The organism is Burkholderia sp. AU15512 (assembly GCF_002223325.1).
In the GTDB taxonomy this organism is placed as follows: domain Bacteria; phylum Pseudomonadota; class Gammaproteobacteria; order Burkholderiales; family Burkholderiaceae; genus Burkholderia.
Window position 1 is genome coordinate 1,019,805 of sequence record NZ_NKEX01000004.1, and the last position, 18,239, is coordinate 1,038,043.

12 protein-coding genes and 2 rRNA genes are annotated in these 18,239 nt (G+C 59.1%); 11 read left to right on the top strand and 3 right to left on the bottom strand.

The genetic code is table 11. The annotated features are described in order from the left end of the window. Window positions 1-13: 13 nt before the first annotated feature. On the bottom strand, window positions 14-148 hold the full coding sequence (rpmH, locus tag CFB43_RS17445) for a 50S ribosomal protein L34 (protein ID WP_004198824.1): 135 nt from the start codon (window positions 146-148) through the stop codon (window positions 14-16). Between the two features lie 421 nt (window positions 149-569). Here rpmH and dnaA point away from each other — a divergent pair, with 421 nt between their 5' ends. From dnaA to CFB43_RS17495, 11 genes are all read left to right on the top strand, one after another. Further along, complete coding sequence (dnaA, locus tag CFB43_RS17450; RefSeq protein WP_218828068.1) at window positions 570-2,147, top strand: chromosomal replication initiator protein DnaA; 1,578 nt, start codon at window positions 570-572, stop codon at window positions 2,145-2,147. A gap of 168 nt (window positions 2,148-2,315) precedes the next feature. Next, the gene (gene dnaN, locus CFB43_RS17455) at window positions 2,316-3,422 is read left to right on the top strand and encodes a DNA polymerase III subunit beta (protein WP_039364632.1); all 1,107 of its coding nucleotides are present in this window, start codon (window positions 2,316-2,318) and stop codon (window positions 3,420-3,422) included. Between the two features lie 192 nt (window positions 3,423-3,614). Continuing rightward, window positions 3,615-6,089 (top strand): DNA topoisomerase (ATP-hydrolyzing) subunit B, encoded by a 2,475-nt coding sequence (gyrB, locus tag CFB43_RS17460; protein ID WP_047852382.1) that lies wholly within the window; start codon window positions 3,615-3,617, stop codon window positions 6,087-6,089. Between the two features lie 265 nt (window positions 6,090-6,354). After that, a complete protein-coding gene (locus tag CFB43_RS17465) occupies window positions 6,355-7,197 on the top strand; it encodes a hypothetical protein (RefSeq protein WP_256990024.1) in 843 nt (280 codons plus the stop codon). Between the two features lie 147 nt (window positions 7,198-7,344). After that, a complete protein-coding gene (locus CFB43_RS17470) occupies window positions 7,345-7,677 on the top strand; it encodes a helix-turn-helix domain-containing protein (protein ID WP_256990025.1) in 333 nt (110 codons plus the stop codon). A 285-nt stretch (window positions 7,678-7,962) separates the two neighbouring features. Then, complete coding sequence (locus tag CFB43_RS17475) at window positions 7,963-9,813, top strand: type I restriction-modification system subunit M (RefSeq protein ID WP_089495879.1); 1,851 nt, start codon at window positions 7,963-7,965, stop codon at window positions 9,811-9,813. Then, window positions 9,810-11,114 carry a restriction endonuclease subunit S gene (locus CFB43_RS17480; protein WP_089495880.1) on the top strand — a complete coding sequence of 435 codons (1,305 nt, stop codon included), beginning with the start codon at window positions 9,810-9,812 and terminating at the stop codon, window positions 11,112-11,114. Before CFB43_RS17475 ends, CFB43_RS17480 begins: the two co-directional genes overlap by 4 nt. After that, entirely contained in the window at window positions 11,111-12,043 is a 933-nt protein-coding gene (locus tag CFB43_RS17485; protein WP_089495881.1) for a DUF5655 domain-containing protein, read from the top strand. Before CFB43_RS17480 ends, CFB43_RS17485 begins: the two co-directional genes overlap by 4 nt. A 57-nt stretch (window positions 12,044-12,100) precedes the next feature. Continuing rightward, window positions 12,101-15,214, top strand: a complete 3,114-nt coding sequence (locus CFB43_RS17490) for a type I restriction endonuclease subunit R (protein WP_089495882.1) — start codon at window positions 12,101-12,103, stop codon at window positions 15,212-15,214. Between the two features lie 634 nt (window positions 15,215-15,848). Continuing rightward, complete coding sequence (locus tag CFB43_RS37760) at window positions 15,849-16,451, top strand: hypothetical protein (protein WP_144023068.1); 603 nt, start codon at window positions 15,849-15,851, stop codon at window positions 16,449-16,451. A 154-nt stretch (window positions 16,452-16,605) separates the two neighbouring features. Beyond that, window positions 16,606-17,735 (top strand): IS3 family transposase gene (locus CFB43_RS17495; protein ID WP_089495883.1). Its coding sequence is split into 2 segments (ribosomal slippage): window positions 16,606-16,858 and window positions 16,858-17,735, totalling 1,131 coding nucleotides; the frame shifts between segments, so codons are not numbered across the junction. A gap of 148 nt (window positions 17,736-17,883) precedes the next feature. Here CFB43_RS17495 and rrf read toward each other — a convergent pair. Together rrf and CFB43_RS17505 are read right to left on the bottom strand one after the other, a co-directional pair. Beyond that, window positions 17,884-17,996, bottom strand: a 5S ribosomal RNA gene (gene rrf, locus CFB43_RS17500). Window positions 17,997-18,129: 133 nt separating this feature from the next. Then, window positions 18,130-18,239: ribosomal RNA gene (locus CFB43_RS17505) — 23S ribosomal RNA — on the bottom strand; the annotation flags it as partial.

The window sequence follows — 18,239 nt, forward strand, 5'->3', positions numbered from 1 at the left end:
CGCGCAACCTGCCTTAGATGGCGAGGCGCTTGCGGCCCTTCGCGCGGCGAGCGTTGATGACCTTGCGGCCACCTGCCGTCTTCATGCGGACACGGAAGCCATGGGTGCGCTTGCGGCGCGTCACGGACGGTTGGTAAGTACGTTTCATGATGTTCTCACTTGTTCGAGAATGTCGAAATTCAGGGGACCGCGTGCCCTTAACCGGAGGCATTCGGGCGAACGCAATCGCCGGGAATACAGGATTGGTTTTCGCGGAACCCGCTATTTAAACCGTTTTTCCGTTGACGGTCAATACTTTAGGAGTCGATCGCCTGTGCCCGCCCCGAGCGATCCGGCCCCGCGCCCCACACAACCGGCCTGTGGATAACTCGCTCTGTGGCCGCGTTTGGCGGTAGAATCTCGCCTTATCTCCAAGAATCCCGCACGCCGCTTCGGCTCGCGCCTGCCCCTCCAACACTGTGACGCAGGCGTCCGAGGCACGCTCGCACGACCGCTTCGGGCCTTGTTGCGCTACCGCGACAAGGGCGCCGGCGAGCCGCGCTGTGCACGCAAAAAACGACAGTTACTTGATGAACGATTTCTGGCAACACTGTTCCGCACTGCTGGAGCGCGAGCTGACGCCCCAGCAGTACGTGACGTGGATCAAACCCTTGGCCCCGGTGGCCTTCGATGCGTCGGCGAACACGCTGTCCATCGCCGCGCCGAACCGCTTCAAGCTGGACTGGGTCAAGAGCCAGTTTTCGGGGCGGATCAGCGATCTGGCCCGCGAATTCTGGAACACGCCGATCGAAGTCCAGTTCGTCCTCGATCCCAAGGCAGGCATGCGCAGCGCCGCCGCCGGCGCAGCACCGGCCGCCCCGCGCGCGCCGCTGGCCCCGACCGGCCCCGCCGCGACGGTGGCTGCGATCGCCGCCAACCTGACCGCGCATGCCGCCGCTGCGCCCGCCGCGCCGGCCGACGTGCCGATGACGCCGTCGGCAGCCGCCGCGCACCACCTGAACGCCGACGACGCCGACATCGACCTGCCGAGCCTGCCCGCGCACGAAGCGGCTGCTGGCCGCCGCACGTGGCGCCCGGGCCCGGGTGCCGCGCCCGCCGCCGGCGGTGAAGCCGATTCGATGTACGAACGCTCGAAGCTGAACCCCGTGCTCACGTTCGACAACTTCGTGACCGGCAAGGCGAACCAGCTCGCACGCGCCGCCGCGATCCAGGTCGCGGACAACCCGGGCATCTCGTACAACCCGCTGTTCCTGTACGGCGGCGTCGGCCTCGGCAAGACCCACCTGATCCATGCGATCGGCAACCAGCTGCTGCTCGACAAGGCCGGCGCGCGGATCCGCTACATCCACGCCGAGCAATACGTGTCGGACGTGGTGAAGGCGTACCAGCGCAAGGCGTTCGACGACTTCAAGCGCTACTACCACTCGCTCGACCTGCTGCTGATCGACGATATTCAGTTCTTCTCCGGCAAGTCGCGCACGCAAGAGGAATTCTTCTACGCGTTCGAGGCGCTGGTCGCGAACAAGGCGCAGGTGATCATCACCAGCGACACGTATCCGAAGGAAATCTCGGGCATCGACGATCGCCTGATTTCGCGCTTCGACTCGGGCCTCACCGTCGCGATCGAGCCGCCCGAGCTGGAAATGCGCGTCGCGATCCTGATGCGCAAGGCGCAGTCGGAAGGCGTGAACCTGTCGGAAGACGTCGCGTTCTTCGTCGCGAAGCATCTGCGCTCGAACGTGCGCGAACTCGAAGGCGCGCTGCGCAAGATCCTCGCGTATTCGAAGTTCCACGGCCGCGAGATCTCGATCGAGCTGACCAAGGAAGCGCTGAAGGATCTGCTGACCGTGCAGAACCGGCAGATTTCGGTCGAGAACATCCAGAAGACCGTCGCCGACTTCTACAACATCAAGGTCGCGGACATGTACTCGAAGAAGCGTCCCGCGAACATCGCGCGGCCGCGGCAGATCGCGATGTATCTCGCGAAGGAACTCACGCAGAAGAGCCTGCCGGAAATCGGCGAGCTGTTCGGCGGGCGCGATCACACCACCGTGCTGCACGCGGTGCGCAAGATCGCCGACGAACGCAGCAAGGACGCGCAGCTCAACCACGAGCTGCACGTGCTGGAACAGACGCTGAAGGGCTGAGCGCGCGGCGCGCTTGATAATTCGGCCTCCGCCCCAATTTAAGGGGGGCTGTTCGGTTTTGAGGCACAATACTGGTTTGACCGCCCCGGTGGTGGCGGGCCAAGAGCCCGGCCGGCGGGGCGCTGCGAGGCTGCTGCGCTGCAGGCCGTTACTCAACGAAGGAACTCTATGCAACTGGTCAAGACCGAACGAGACACCCTCCTCAGGCCGCTGCAAACGGTCAGCGGCATCGTCGAACGCCGCCATACGTTGCCGATCCTCGCCAACCTGCTGATCACCAAGAACGGCTCGGACGTTTCGTTCCTGTCGACCGACCTGGAGCTGCAGATCACCACGCGCGCGGATTTCGGCGTCGGCGGCGACCAGGTCGCGACCACCGTCGCGGCGCGCAAGCTGCTCGACATCCTGCGCGCGATGCCTGACGGCCAGGTCACGCTGTCGCTCGCCGACAAGCGCCTCACCGTTCAATCCGGCAAGAGCCGTTTCGCACTCCAGACGCTGGCGGCCGACGAGTTCCCGACCGTCGCGCAGGCGAAGGATTTCGGCGCAACCCTGACCGTCCCGCAGAAGTCGTTCCGCCAGCTGCTCGGCATGGTGCACTTCGCGATGGCGCAGCAGGACATCCGCTACTACCTGAACGGCATGCTGCTCGTCGTCGACGGCGACCAGCTGATGGCCGTGGCCACCGACGGCCACCGCCTCGCGTTCTCGTCGATGAAGCTCGAAGGCGGCACGTTCGGCCGCCAGGAAGTCATCGTGCCGCGCAAGACGATTCTCGAGCTGCAACGCCTGCTCGAAGACATCGACGACACCGTCACCATCGACATCGCGCAAACCCAGGCCAAGTTCACGTTCGGCCAGGTCGAGCTCGTGTCGAAACTCGTCGAGGGCAAGTTCCCCGACTTCCAGCGCGTGATCCCGAAGGCGCACAAGAACACGTTCGAGATCGGCCGTGAAGAGCTGCAGCGTTCGCTGCAACGCGCGGCGATCCTGACCTCGGACAAGTTCAAGGGCGTGCGCTGCATCATCGCGCCGGGCCAGCTGAAGATCATGTCGACCAACGCCGATCAGGAAGAGGCGCAGGAAGAACTGGAAATCGCCTATCAGGGCGATACCGTCGACATCGGCTTCAACGTCACGTATCTGCTCGACGTGCTCGCGAACCTGAAGGTCGACACCGTGCAGGTGAGCCTCGGCGACGCCAGCTCGAGCGCGCTGATTACCGTGCCCGAGAACGACGAGTTCAAGTATGTCGTGATGCCGATGCGCATCTGACGCGCGCGACATCACGACACACACCAGGGGGCGGCAAGCCCCTTTGGCGTTTTTATGGCGAACCGACAACCCGTCCCTTTGGTGCCCTAACGGCGCCTAAGACGGGCCAGGAAAACTGGAGCGGCCCGGCGTTTTCGCAAGGAAACGCACCGCGCCGCCGCTTGAGTGGCCTCGCAGAACCGGAAGATATCCATGAGTGAACAGCACAATTCGCAACCCGATAACAGCAGCTACGGCGCCTCGTCGATCCAGATCCTCGAAGGGCTGGAAGCGGTGCGCAAGCGCCCCGGGATGTACATCGGCGACACGTCGGACGGCACCGGTCTGCATCACCTCGTGTTCGAGGTGCTCGACAACTCGATCGACGAAGCGTTGGCCGGGTACTGCAACGACATCCACGTGACGATTCACGCCGACAACTCGATTTCCGTGACCGACAACGGCCGCGGGATTCCGACCGACGTGAAGATGAACGACAAGCACGAGCCGAAGCGTAGCGCCGCCGAAATCGTGATGACCGAGCTGCATGCCGGCGGCAAGTTCGACCAGAACAGCTACAAGGTGTCCGGTGGCCTGCACGGCGTGGGCGTGTCGTGCGTGAACGCGCTGTCGAGCTGGCTGCGCCTCACGGTGCGCCGTGACGGCAAGAAGCGATTCATGGAGTTCCATCGCGGCGTCGCGCAGGATCGCGTGCTCGAGGTGGTGGACGGCGTGGAAGTGTCGCCGATGCTCGTGACCGGCGACACCGAGAACCGCGGCACCGAAGTGCACTTCATGGCCGATCCGACGATTTTCGGTACGGTCGAGTATCACTACGACATCCTCGCGAAGCGGATGCGTGAGCTTTCGTTCCTGAACAACGGTGTGCGGATTCGCCTCACCGATCTGCGTTCGGGCAAGGAAGACGATTTCGCGTTCGCCGGCGGTGTGAAGGGCTTCGTCGAGTACATCAACAAGACGAAGACCAACCTGCACCCGACCGTGTTCTTCGCCAACGGCGAGAAGGATGGCGTGGGCGTCGAAGTCGCGATGCAGTGGAACGACAGCTACAACGAAAACGTGCTGTGCTTCACGAACAACATCCCGCAGCGCGACGGCGGCACGCACTTGACCGGCCTGCGCGCCGCGATGACGCGCGTCATCAACAAGTACATCACCGACAACGAAATCGCGAAGAAGGCGAAGGTCGAGACGACCGGCGACGACATGCGCGAAGGGCTGTCGTGCGTGCTTTCCGTGAAGGTGCCGGAGCCGAAGTTCAGCTCGCAGACGAAGGACAAGCTGGTTTCTTCCGAGGTTCGTGCGCCGGTTGAGGAAGTTGTGGCGAAGGCGCTGGAAGAGTTCCTTTTGGAAACGCCGATCGACGCGAAGATCATCTGCGGGAAGATCGTTGAGGCGGCTCGTGCGCGTGATGCTGCGCGGAAGGCTCGCGAGATGACGCGCCGCAAAGGCGTGCTCGACGGCGTCGGCCTGCCTGGCAAGCTCGCGGACTGCCAGGAGAAAGACCCGGCGAAGTGCGAAATCTATATCGTCGAGGGCGACTCGGCAGGTGGCTCGGCCAAGCAAGGGCGTGACCGGAAGTTCCAGGCGATCCTGCCGCTGCGCGGCAAGGTGCTGAACGTCGAGAAGGCGCGCTACGACAAGCTGCTGTCGTCGGAACAAATCGTCACGCTCGTGACCGCGCTGGGCTGCGGGATCGGCAAGGAAGACTACAACCTCGACAAGCTCCGCTATCACCGCATCATCATCATGACCGACGCGGACGTCGACGGTGCGCACATCCGGACGCTGCTGCTCACGTTCCTCTATCGCCAGATGCCGGACATGATCGAGCGCGGGTACGTGTATATCGCGCAGCCGCCGCTTTACAAGATCAAGGCGGGCAAGGACGAGCGGTATCTGAAGGATGACGTGGAGCTCAACGCGCACATGCTGCGGTTGGCGCTGCAAGGGTCGGAGCTGGTGCCGGGTGAGAATGCGGCGGCGATTTCGGGTGATGCGCTTGGCGAGCTGGCGCGGTCGTATCTGCTGTCGCAGAGCGTGATCGAGCGGTTGAGCCGGTTGTATGACCCGGCCGCGCTGGAAGCGGTTATGGACGGGGTGGTGATCGACCTTTCCAATGAGGCTTCGACTGAGGCTTCGGCTAAGGCGCTGCACGCTGCTTTGCATGATGAAGCGCTGAAGAACGAAGTGCGTGTGGTGCCTTCGTATGACCCGGTTCGCGAACAGCGGGCGCTGCATGTCGAGCGGACGCATCACGGCAACGTGCGGGTCTCGGTCATCGACCAGGAATTCCAGCACACGGCGGATTATCAGCAGCTCGTGACCACCGCGAATACGTTCAAAGGGCTTATTGGGGAAGGTGCGGTCATCAAGCGCGGTGAGCGCAGCATGGCCGTGGCGGACTTCAAGAGCGCGATGAAGTGGTTGCTGGCGGATGCTGAACGCAACGTCTCCAAACAACGCTATAAGGGGCTCGGCGAGATGAACCCCGAGCAGCTGTGGGAAACGACGATGGATCCGGCCGTGCGGCGTCTGCTGCGTGTGCAGATCGAAGACGCGATCGCTGCGGACGGGATCTTTACTACCCTCATGGGGGATGATGTGGAGCCGCGGCGGGCGTTTATTGAGAGCAATGCGTTGCGGGCGGGGAATATTGACGTTTGAGGTCAACGTAGCTGGAGCCATAACCTGGGATTTTGGGTAGCATCCTGTGAGACATTTCTTGATGGATGCACTGCGATAGTGCACATTGACTGTGGGTAACTAACGCGACAGCAACAAAGACGGCTACCTCATTGAGGTAGCCGTTTTTTCAGTCTCAGCAACAATAATCAGGCAACATTTCGGCCCGACTCATGCGGCGTTCGCTGCTCAGCAGTTTTCGCCTATGAGTTCATGATTTAGCAAGGTAAGCGCCTCTAATCCGCACATGACCATTTTGGAAACGAACGAGAAGCTGGCCGAGACCTATAGTGAAGCTCGCTACTTCTTGAGTCTGGACCAAGCCGCACGCGCAGAATCTGACTGGTTCAAGAGCTTTCTGACCTATCCAAGCGTGCGGAGCTTTTTCAAGCAATCTGTCTTCGGCAAGGGGGCAGTGCTAAAGGTAACCGCAGTCACCCAGATTGCACTCGCGTACATCGCCTGTGTCGAAGGCGAGCCTTCCGATTTCCCCCCCACCACCGCAGAAGTTCGTCGGTTGATGAAGAAAGCAGCCGCTTTTGAAGCCGAGCTTGCAGCCGAAAGTTCGTCCTGGCTGCCCCCTGACATAGAGAAAAGCTTCCGCAGCCCGATGAAGAACCTCCGGAACGCAGCATTAACGGTCGAACGTCGGTCTGCAGGTCGGCCACCAATTAGTGAGCGCCGCACCTTCGTGCTGCACCTTGCTCGCGCGCTGTACAAAATGTGTGGCGACTTTCCAGGTAAATTCATTGCCACGGTCGCGGCTCGCGTATGGGAAGACACCGAGGACCGAACTGTCCGGAAAATTCTGTCCGATGAAGAGCGAGACGCCATCAAGCAGCACGCGAAAGATCACCGCCGCCAAGTTGCTGAAAGCGAAAACGCTGCGCACTTGCTGCTGAACCGCGCGAGCATCCCACCGAAGGCTTCCCCTCAGCCACAAGAGCCGCAAACAATCAGCGAGATATTTGAAGCGATGCTGGCGCTCGCGAAGCGCATGCCGGATGAAACCGCAGCAATCATGGCCGTCGACGCGGTGTATATGCTTCGTCGTGAAATCGGAATAGAGTCGGACCTCCCACCAGAATGAGGCGGCCGAAATAGACGTCAAATTTTGCAGAATATCGGCCGGATGATTTGCCAGCCAAATTGTGGGGCATTTCGGTAGCAGAGTTTCGAGGTTGGAGGCGAATAATACGCCTTGCATCAACCACTACTACTTCCAATGCACAATTTCTTGTCCTTCAACCGCATCATCGACAACTGGCCAGATAACACCACCACGCATCAACGCGCGCGCCTGCTTGAGGCGATGAGGGTACGCGGAGGGGTAACGACGCTGGAGGCTATGCGGTTTCTCGACATCGTCGACCCTCGAGCGCGGATTGTTGAACTGCGTAAGGAGGGATACCGTATCAACACCTCCTGGGTGCACCAACCGTCCGAGTGTGGGCGGCAGCACGCTGTTGGGTTGTATACCCTCACGGGCAACGTGGAGGGCATCGCAATCACCAGGGCCTCGAAGACACCTCGTGACGAGTCCAGCCCGCAGATGAGGCTCGCGCTTTGACCGTGCAACGCGCACTGGCGGAACTCGCGAGTGCGCAACATTCACCGCTGAGCGGCTGCTTAGCCTACGCCCTGTCCGCAGCGAAAGCGCCGAATACATCACGTCTCCGCAGCGCAAAGCCCATGTCTGGTCGTTCATAAAAAGCCGGCATCAAAGGAACCACGGCTGGGACCTCCTTTAGCAGCCAGGGGTAAAATCGCGTCACTTCTGAGCCGTTATCGAGGTCGGCCACGCGTTCCAGTCGGCGCCCGATAACTTAACTCAACAACTTAAACCCGCGCATACATGGCCTCAAAGACGAATCATCAGGCGCTATCCTCATTTATCTGGTCGGTCGCGGACCTGCTGCGCGGCGACTATAAGCAGTCTGAGTACGGTCGGGTCATCCTTCCGTTTACGGTTCTGCGCCGCCTCGACTGCGTCCTTGAATCTACCAAGACTGCGGTCCTCGTAGAGTTTGATGCCAAAACGAAAGCCGGTCTGAATCCCGACCCGTTCCTCGTCCGCAAGGCCGGCCAGTCGTTCTATAACACGTCACCGCTCAACCTGATCAAGCTGCTGGGCGACCAGGACCATATCCGGCAGAACCTGTACGCGTACATCCAGGCGTTCTCGCCTGCTGCGCGCGACATCTTCGAACGCTTCGACTTCTACGCGCAGGTCGAACGTCTCGCCAAGGCCAACCTGCTCTACTTGGTGACTGAAAAGTTCGCGAACATCGACCTGCACCCGGGCGTGGTGGATAACGGCCAGATGGGGCTTGTCTTCGAAGAACTGATTCGCAAATTTGCTGAAATCTCGAACGAGACCGCCGGGGAGCACTTCACCCCGCGCGAGGTCATCCGGTTGATGGTCAACCTGCTGTTCATCGAGGACGACGACGTGCTGACGCCCGGCAGCGCCGTGGTTCGGACCATCTACGACCCGACAGCCGGCACTGGCGGCATGCTGTCGGTCGCGGGCGAGCACTTGCTGGAGCACAACCCAGCCGCGCGTCTGACCATGTTCGGGCAGGAACTGAACGACGAGTCGTACGCCATTTGCAAGGCCGACATGCTGATCAAGGGCCAAGACGTCGCGAACATCGTCGCGGGCAACACGCTGTCGGACGACGGTCATGGTGGGCGCAAGTTCGACTACATGCTGTCCAATCCGCCGTTCGGCGTCGAGTGGAAGAAAGTCGAGAAGGCTGTGCGCACCGAGCATGAACAGAAGGGCTTTGACGGACGCTTTGGCCCTGGCCTGCCGCGTGTCTCCGATGGCTCGATGCTGTTCCTGCTGCATCTCATCAGCAAGATGCGTCCGGCGCAGAATGGTGGCAGCCGCTTCGGCATCGTGCTGAACGGCTCCCCGCTGTTCACGGGCGGCGCCGGCAGCGGCGAGAGCGAAATCCGCCGCTACGTGCTGGAGAACGATCTGGTCGAGGCCATCGTTGGTTTGCCGACCGACATGTTCTACAACACGGGCATTGCCACCTACGTGTGGATTCTGTCGAACCGGAAGCCCGAGGTGCGCAAGGGATTCGTCCAACTCATCGATGCGTCGAGCTTCTGGCAGAAGATGCGCAAGAGCCTCGGCAGCAAGCGCAAGGAGATGTCGGACGAGCACATCGCAACTGTCACGCAGCTGTTCGGCGACTTTGTCGAGTCTGAACTGACAACCGTGTTTGATGCGGCGGGCGTAGAGATCGGCAAATGGGTCGTACCGTCTGGCAGCAATGTGCCGGACGTGCCGTCAAATGGCAAGGTGAAGTCAGTGCCGGTTTCGCGGATTTTCAGGAACGAGGAATTCGGTTACACGACGATTACCGTCGAGCGTCCGCTGCGTGACGAGCAGGGCCAGGTGGTGCTGGGCGTCAAGGGCAAACAGAAAGGCAAGCCTCAGGTGGATAGTGCACTACGCGATACTGAGAACGTGCCACTCGCCGAGGATATCAGTGCTTATTTCGAGCGTGAGGTCCTGCCGCACGCGCCGGACGCCTGGATAGATGAGGAGAAGAGCAAGGTCGGGTATGAGATTCCGTTCAATAGGCACTTCTATGTGTTCGAGCCGCCGCGTGACCTGCACACGATTGACGAGGAACTGAAGGCGATCTCGGCCAATATTATGAAGATGCTCGAGGAGTTGGCGGAATGAGCTTGCCGACGTATCCAGAATACAAGGACAGTCAGTTGTCTTGGCTCGGTAAAGTTCCGACGCATTGGGACGTCGGTCGGTTGAAGCTATCGGTATCCCTTGCAACCGACAAGACAGACCGCCGTTGGAACCCTATCGCTTTAGAAAACATCGAGAGCTGGTCGGGTAAGTTTGTCCCAACGGAAACCAAGTTTGTCGGCGAAGGTGTTGCGTTTGAGCCCGGTGATATCCTTTTCGGCAAGCTACGTCCATACCTCGCAAAAGCATATTTGGCAGATTGTTCTGGTGAGGCGGTCGGAGATTTCCACGTCCTTCGGCCCAGCGAGAGATTGGTTCCTCGCTTCCTACAGTACCAGGTGCTGAGCCAAGAATTCATTGCAATGGTCGATGGCTCTACGTTCGGCTCAAAAATGCCGCGGGTGAACTGGGAGTTCTTGTCAAACATGATATTGGCTATACCGCCGAGTGACGAGCAACGCACCATTGCCGGGTTCCTCGATCGCGAGACTAGGAAGATTGATGCGCTGATTGCCGAGCAGGAAAAGCTCCTGGTCCTACTGGCTGAGAAGCGTCAGGCCACCATCTCGCATGCCGTTACCCGCGGCCTCAATTCCGACGCGCCGATGAAGGATTCGGGTGTGGCATGGCTGGGAAACGTGCCAGTACATTGGAGAGTGGTTCCTTTGAAGCGACTCCTGGCCGATGTGAAAGCAGGACCGTTCGGCTCGGCGCTGACGAAGGAAATGTACGTCTCCAGTGGCTATCGCGTTTACGGTCAAGAGCAGGTAATACCCGCAGATTTTTCGATTGGCGATTACTACATTGACGATAGCAAGTACGCAGAGCTTCAGCAATATTCGGTTAAAGCTGGGGACATCCTCATCAGTTGCGTGGGAACCTTCGGAAAGATAGCGATCGTTCCTGAAAATGTTGAGCGTGGAATCATCAATCCGCGCTTGATACGCGTAAGAGTCGGAGCGAGTTTGTCTGGTCGCTATCTGGAAGCCGTGCTTCGCAGTTCCGTTGTCTTCGAGCAGTTCTCGATGGTTAGTCGAGGCGGAACCATGGACGTCATTAACATCGGTACATTGAATGCGGTAACGCTGGCTGTTCCGCCAATGTGCGAGCAAGAAGACTTGCTGGCGTTTCTCGACGAAGAAACTTCCAAGCTCGACCAGCTTAAATCGGAAGCCGGACGTGCCATCGACCTGCTTAAAGAGCGCCGCAGCGCCCTGATTTCCGCCGCCGTCACCGGCAAAATCGACGTGCGTAACGCGGTACAGCAGGAGTTGGCCGCATGAGCGATATTCAGTTGTTCCGCCTGTTAAACGGTGCCGCGAGTGAGCTTCCGGGCCAGGCCACCAAACTCGAGAAGCATCTGCAGAGCCTCATCGAAACGAACATGCCGACGTTTCTCGGCGTGCGCTTCCTCGCCAGCGAATACGTAACAGGCAAGACCCACAAAGGCCGCATTGATTCGCTGGGCCTGGACGAGAATGGTTGCCCTGTCATCATCGAGTACAAGCGTCACAGCAACGAAAATGTCATCAACCAAGGGCTGTTCTACCTAGACTGGCTGCTGGACCACCAGGCGGAATTCCGCTGGTTGGTGATGGAAAAACTTGGCAACGACGAGGCAGAGCGCATCGAGTGGATCGGCACGCGTCTGCTATGTATCGCAGCCGATTTCACGCGCTATGACCAGCACGCCGTCCAGCAGATTCAGCGCAATATCGAGCTGATTCGCTACAAGCTGTTTGGTGACGATCTGCTGCTGCTCGAACTGGTGAACGCCCAGAGCGCTCCAGATGCCACCACGGCCAAGCCCGCGCCGGTCGACGTGCCTGCCGTACCCGATAAACCAAAGGCAACAGGTAAGGACAAGACGCTGGACGAACAGCTTGCCCTTGCGTCCACCGAGATTCGCGAGCTGTACACGCAAACAACCAGCTATCTAGCGACTTTGGGGGAGGATGTGCAGGAGAAACGACTAAAGCTCTACTCCGCCTTCCGACGCCTGAAGAACTTTGCCTGCGTCATTGCCTATCCAAATCGCCTGCTTGTCACGCTTAAGCTCGACCCGGCATTGGTTGAGCTTGAAGAAGGATTCAGTCGAAACGTCAGTGGGATTGGTCATTGGGGCACCGGCGACGTCGAATTGACACTGAGGAACCAGGCTGACCTAGAACGCGCCAAGCCGCTGCTGGAGCGCAGCTACACCGAGGGTTAAACCGCAAACGCCGCCCTCCTCAACCAAGAACAACATCGAACGCATCTGGGGTCATCCATGAGCAACCTCCACCAGGAGCATCACTTCGAAGCCGAAATATGCCAGTCCCTGGCAGCCGATGGCTGGCTCTATGCCGAAGGCGATGCGGCTTACTACGACCGCGTCAACGCGCTTTTCCTGCCCGACCTTCTCACATGGATTGAAGCGACGCAGCCCGACACCTGGCAGCGCCTGACCAAAACGCATGGCCCGGCACTCAGCGAGCGTCTGGCCGAACGGGTGCGCAAGAGCCTGAACGAGCGCGGCACCCTGGATGTCTTGCGCCGTGGCGTGGAGATGCTGGGCCTTAAGGAGCCCCTCTCCCTGGTGCAGTTCAAGCCGGCGCTGGCCATCAACCCGGTCATCCAGCAGCACTACACCGCCAACCGGCTACGTGTCGTGCGCCAGGTGCGGCATTCGCCGAACCACCCCACCGACGCGATTGACCTGGTCCTGTTCGTGAACGGCGTCCCGGTCGCGACCGCCGAGCTGAAGTCGGACTTCACGCAGGGCGTGCAGGACGCCGTCGACCAGTACCGCTTCGACCGCCACCCTCTGCCTAAGGGCGGGCAACTCGAACCGCTGCTCAATTTTCCCGGCAGCGCGCTCGTGCACTTCGCGGTTAGCCAGACCGAGGTCATGATGACCACCCGGCTCGCCGGCCCGGCAACCCAGTTCCTGCCGTTCAACCGTGGCAACAACGGCGCGGCAGGCAACGCACCAGACTCTAACGGTTTCGCCACCGCCTATCTGTGGGAAGATGTCTGGGCACGCGATAGCTGGCTCGACATCCTGCATCGCTACCTGATTGGTAAACGGGACGACAAGAAGCAGCTGACATCCGTCATCTTCCCTCGCTACCACCAGCTCGACGCAACCCGCAAGCTGGTGGCGGACGTCCTGACTCAGGGGCCAGGTCAGCGGTACCTGATTCAGCATTCGGCAGGCTCCGGCAAGACCAATTCGATTGCTTGGTCCGCGCACTTCCTTGCCGACCTGCATGATGCCGAGCACCGCAAACTGTTCGACAGCGTGTTGGTCGTGTCCGACCGCACGGTGCTTGACGCGCAGTTACAGGAAGCCATCTTCGACTTCGAGCGCACCACTGGCGTCGTCGCCACTATCACGAACGAGCACGGCAGCAAGAGCGGCCAACTGGGTCAAGCGCTCAAGGACGGCAAGAAAATCATCGTCTGTACCATCCAGACGTTCCCGTTCGCGTTGCAAGCAGTCCACGAGCTGGCGGCGACTGAAGGCAAGCGCTTCGCGGTCATCGCCGACGAAGCGCACAGTTCGCAGACCGGCGAGGCAGCGACCAAGCTCAAGCAGTTGCTGTCGGCCGAGGAGTGGGCGGACCTACAGGACGGCGGCGAAATCGACACCGAGGCGCTGCTGGCGGCCCAGATGGAGGCGCGCACCGGCGCGAAGGGGCTGAGCTATGTGGCCTTCACAGCGACGCCCAAGCAGAAAACGCTGGAGCTGTTCGGCCGTCCGGGTCCGGATGGACTGCCGCAGCCGTTCCACGTGTACTCGATGCGCCAGGCCATCGAGGAAGGCTTCATTCTCGATGTGCTAAAGAACTACACGACCTACAAGCTCGCGTTCAAGCTGGCGCACGACGGCCAGGAATACGACGAGAAGGCGGTCGAACGCAGTGCAGCGATGAAAGGCATCATGCAGTGGGTGCGGCTGCATCCGTACAACATCGCGCAGAAGGTGCAAATCGTCGTCGAACACTACCGCGAGAATGTGCAGCCGCTGCTCGACGGCAAGGCAAAGGCAATGGTGGTCGTCGCGAGCCGTAAGGAGGCCGTGCGCTGGCAGAAGGCGATTCGCGCATACATCGAGCAGCGCAACTATCCGCTGGGCGTGCTCGTCGCGTTCTCCGGCGAAATTGACGACCCCGACAGCTATCCGTCACCGGTCACCGAGACCAGCCGGGAACTAAATCCCGGCCTCAAGGGGCGCGACATCCGCGACACGTTTGCCGAGCCCGACTATCACCTGCTACTGGTCGCCAACAAGTTCCAGACCGGCTTCGACCAGCCGCTGCTGTGCGGGATGTACGTCGACAAGATGCTCGGTGGCATACAAGCGGTGCAGACGTTGTCACGCCTCAACCGCGCCCATCCGGGCAAGGACACCACCTATATTCTCGATTTCGTTAACGAGGCTGGCGAAATTCTGAAGGCGTTCAAGACGTATTACGAAACGGCAGAACTGGAGGCTACTACCGACCCGCACCACGTGTACGACCTGCGTGCCAAGCTCGATGCTGCAGGCTATTACGACGACTTCGAGGTCGACCGCGTAACCAGGGTCGAGCTGGACCCGAAGGGCACCCAGGCGCAATTGCAAGCCGCTATCGCGCCGGTAGCTGACCGGCTGCTCAGGCGCTACAAGGCGGCACAGCAGGACCGGGCCGCCGCCGAATTGCAGCACGACGAGAAGGCGGTCCAGGCTGCCAAGGACACACTCGACGCACTGGTGCTTTTCAAGAACGACATGGGGGCGTTCATGCGTCTCTATGCGTTCCTGTCGCAGATTTTTGACTACGGCAATACCGACATCGAAAAGCGCTTCCTGTTTTACAAGCTGCTCATCCCGCTGCTGGAATTCGGCCGCGAACGGGACACCGTCGACCTGTCCAAGGTCACGCTGACGCACCACAGCCTGAGAAACACCGGCCGCCAACCGCTGATTCTCGGCCACGGCGAGACGCCGAAGCTGACGTCGATGGATGCGGTTGGCAGCGGCGCAGTCCAGGACAAGGAAAAGGCGTTCCTCGACGAAATCATCCAGAAGGTCAACGGCCTGTTTGAGGGCGAGCTGACCGACGACGACCAGCTCGTGTACGTGAACGGCGTGCTCAAGGGCAAACTGCTGGAAAACGCGCTGCTGGTGCAGCAAGCCGCCAGCAACAGCAAGGAGCAATTCGCCAACTCCCCCGACCTGACGGCAGCACTGATGCACGCCATCATCGACGCATTCGATGCGCACACCACAATGAGCAAGCAGGCGCTCGATTCGGAGCAGGTCCGGGACGGGCTGAAGGACATCTTGCTGGGGCCGGCCCAACTCTACGAAGCGCTACGTGCTCGCTCAGGCGCCTCACCACGACCGCCTGCGTAGGTGTCGGATCCGGCTGGCTTCCGTTGAGCCTCGGAATTTCTCACGGGCTTTGAGGATTCTCAAAGCTCGTGAGAATGCTTGAGGCAGCCCCCTGCCACGAAGGCACCCAGCGGGTGCCCTAAGCGTCGCCGCCAAGCCTCTCATATTTGAGCCAGCCTTCCTGGAACCTATGTTCGACCACGCGCCGCTCAGTATGGCGCAAGTTGGAGCCAGGAGGAAAGGCAAGACACACGGGAACACGAACAAGCGCGAAAGCAGCCGGGTGGGTCAGATTTCCTTCGGTGAAGCGCCTGAAACTAGGTCAGTTTTCTGTCCGCGTTGACACGTTAGCGTCGATTAAATTCCGGCCAGTTCAGGGCAAAATCTGGATGATGCCAGTGCTGGCGCACCTTTCATCACCTGTATCGAATTTGATTGACTTAGCAATCTAAGTCAGCATCGGATATCGCTTTATCTTCAAAAAACACTTTGCACAATTTCTCAAAATTCACTGGAAATTGCCGGTTGACATGTCAGCCAAATTTTTATAGAAATAATAGACTGAAATTTCTCCGACATACTGGATTTACCACGCCACATCCGATTATCAACCGCGCTGAAAAATTGGTGCATCAATTTCAACTATAGCAACAATATGACCACATCAGCTCAACATTTTACAGATTTAATTCTCCCGGGATTGGCGACCACAGTAGCTGCTTGGCTGATCCCACACCTTCAGGTACGGTGGAAGGAAAGAATTAAATCAAAGCGATTAGAACAATCAAAGCTAGATCAACTAGCATCATTTCTATCCACGGACATCTCCAAGCGAAGCCGTCTCGTTGTAGAGCAGCAATTTCGAGCCATTTTTGGATCCCTTTATGAATATCGAGAAATACTATTCATACTTAATTCTCGCTCGCCATTGACCGTTTTATCCATGATGAAGACAGTTCGGCATCTGATTGATTTTAACGAAAATTCAAATAGATTTATATTCAGGGATTCTTACAATACGGAACGAAAAAGAAAAACAAAGCAATTGATGTTTTTCGCGACATATGCAATCTCTGTTTACGCAGCCTTCGGTCCTTGGTATCTTTTTTCGCATCAAAATTTATCGTGGCCGACTGCGGGATTTTTACTGATCCCCACAATTTTCTTTGGTTTTCTTGCCCTGCTAACCCTCGATCTCTCAACTGATATCTCGGCTACGAAGCGCTTTATGTCAGCGGCGGAACCCGCGGTTAAGTAGTTATCTTCGTGCGCTGCTATACCCTTCGGCTAGCTCCCTTAACGAACATCCATCTACTAAACTGAACCTGCATTGACCCTAGCCCACAAAACTGTCCCATTTGGAAGTGGAAAATTCCGGCATGACGTTGTCATCAAGACCAGGAGGTCATGCCGTGAAGAAGAGCAAGTTCACCGAAGAGCAGATCGCATACGCGTTAAAGCAAGCCGAGCTGGGCACGCCGGTCGCAGAGGTCTGCCGCAAGATGGGAATCAGCGACGCGACGTTTTACAACTGGCGGACAAAGTACGGCGGGCTATCGCCTTCGGAGCTGCGCCGGTTGAAGCAGCTTGAGGAAGAGAATGCGAAGCTCAAGCGGCTCGTGGCGGACCTGAGCCTGGACAAGGCCATGCTGCAGGACGTGCTGTCAAAAAAGCTCTGAAGCCTTCCCGGCGCCGTGATCTGCTCACGGACTTGATGCAGCGTTTCGGCGCAAGCCAGCGGCAGACCTGCGCGTTGTTGCAACTGTCCCGCACGGTTTACCGTTACGAGTCGGTCGCGCGGGATCAAAGCGCGCTGGAGATGCGCATCAAGGAGATCCCCGAAGTGCGGGTGCATTATGGTGCGCCCCGCGTGTACGTGATGCTTCGCCGGGAAGGCTGGCAAGACAACCATAAACGCGTCGAGCGCGTGTATCGGGAACTGGGGCTTTCATTGCGCCACAAACGACCTCGACGGAACAAGTCGGCTCGGCGCCGACAGCCAAAGCAGTCAGTGAGCGCAATCAACGAAATCTGGAGTATGGACTTCGTCGCTGATGCGCTGTTTGATGGTCGGCGCTTGCGTACGCTCACGATCGTGGACAACTACACGCGGGAATGCTTGGCGATTGAAGTCGACGGCTCATTGCGTGGCGAACACGTTGTCGCCGCGCTGACCCGGCTTGCGCAGCATCGCCCGCTTCCACGCTATATCAAGGCAGACAATGGCAGCGAGTTCATTTCGAAGGCGCTCGACAAATGGGCGTACGAGAACGGCGTGGAGATTGACTTCTCGCGTCCTGGCAAGCCAACCGACAACGCGAAGAACGAATCCTTCAACGGACGTTTCCGGGAGGAATGCCTCAATGCACATTGGTGCTTGTCGCTGGAGGACGCCAGACGCAAAATCGAAGTCTGGCGCGAATACTATAACGAGGCGCGCCCTCACTCTGCGCTGCAGTGGATGACACCGGCGGAATTCGCCCGCCAGTGCACCGATCGGGCCGATTCGGCCCGCCCCGAAGAGCCGGAATTTTCCAGCTAAGACTGGGACGGAAATTGGGCCAGCCTCAGCGAGCATCAATGCATGCAGCACGACATGCAGCCATGCCGTCCACTCCGCGCGCCCAGGCATTTCTGCCGCGCGAATGCAAAAACCCCCGCCTTTCGGGCGGGGGTTCTTGGCTTAGGGAGCCTGACGATTACCTACTTTCACACGGGAATCCGCACTATCATCGGCGTAGAGTCGTTTCACGGTCCTGTTCGGGATGGGAAGGGGTGGGACCGACTCGCTATGGTCATCAGGCAAAGAGGGTTGTTGCGCTGGCTTCGCAGCACAACCAATCTTGGAAGAAGCAGTAATTTTGAGTTGTGTGTATCACACACGAGAATCCAACCAGTCCTGGCTCACACGAATGGAGCCGAAACAGACTTGTTATAGGATCAAGCCTTACGGGCAATTAGTATCAGTTAGCTGAACGCATTACTGCGCTTACACACCTGACCTATCAACGTCCTGGTCTCGAACGACCCTTCAAGGGGATCTAGT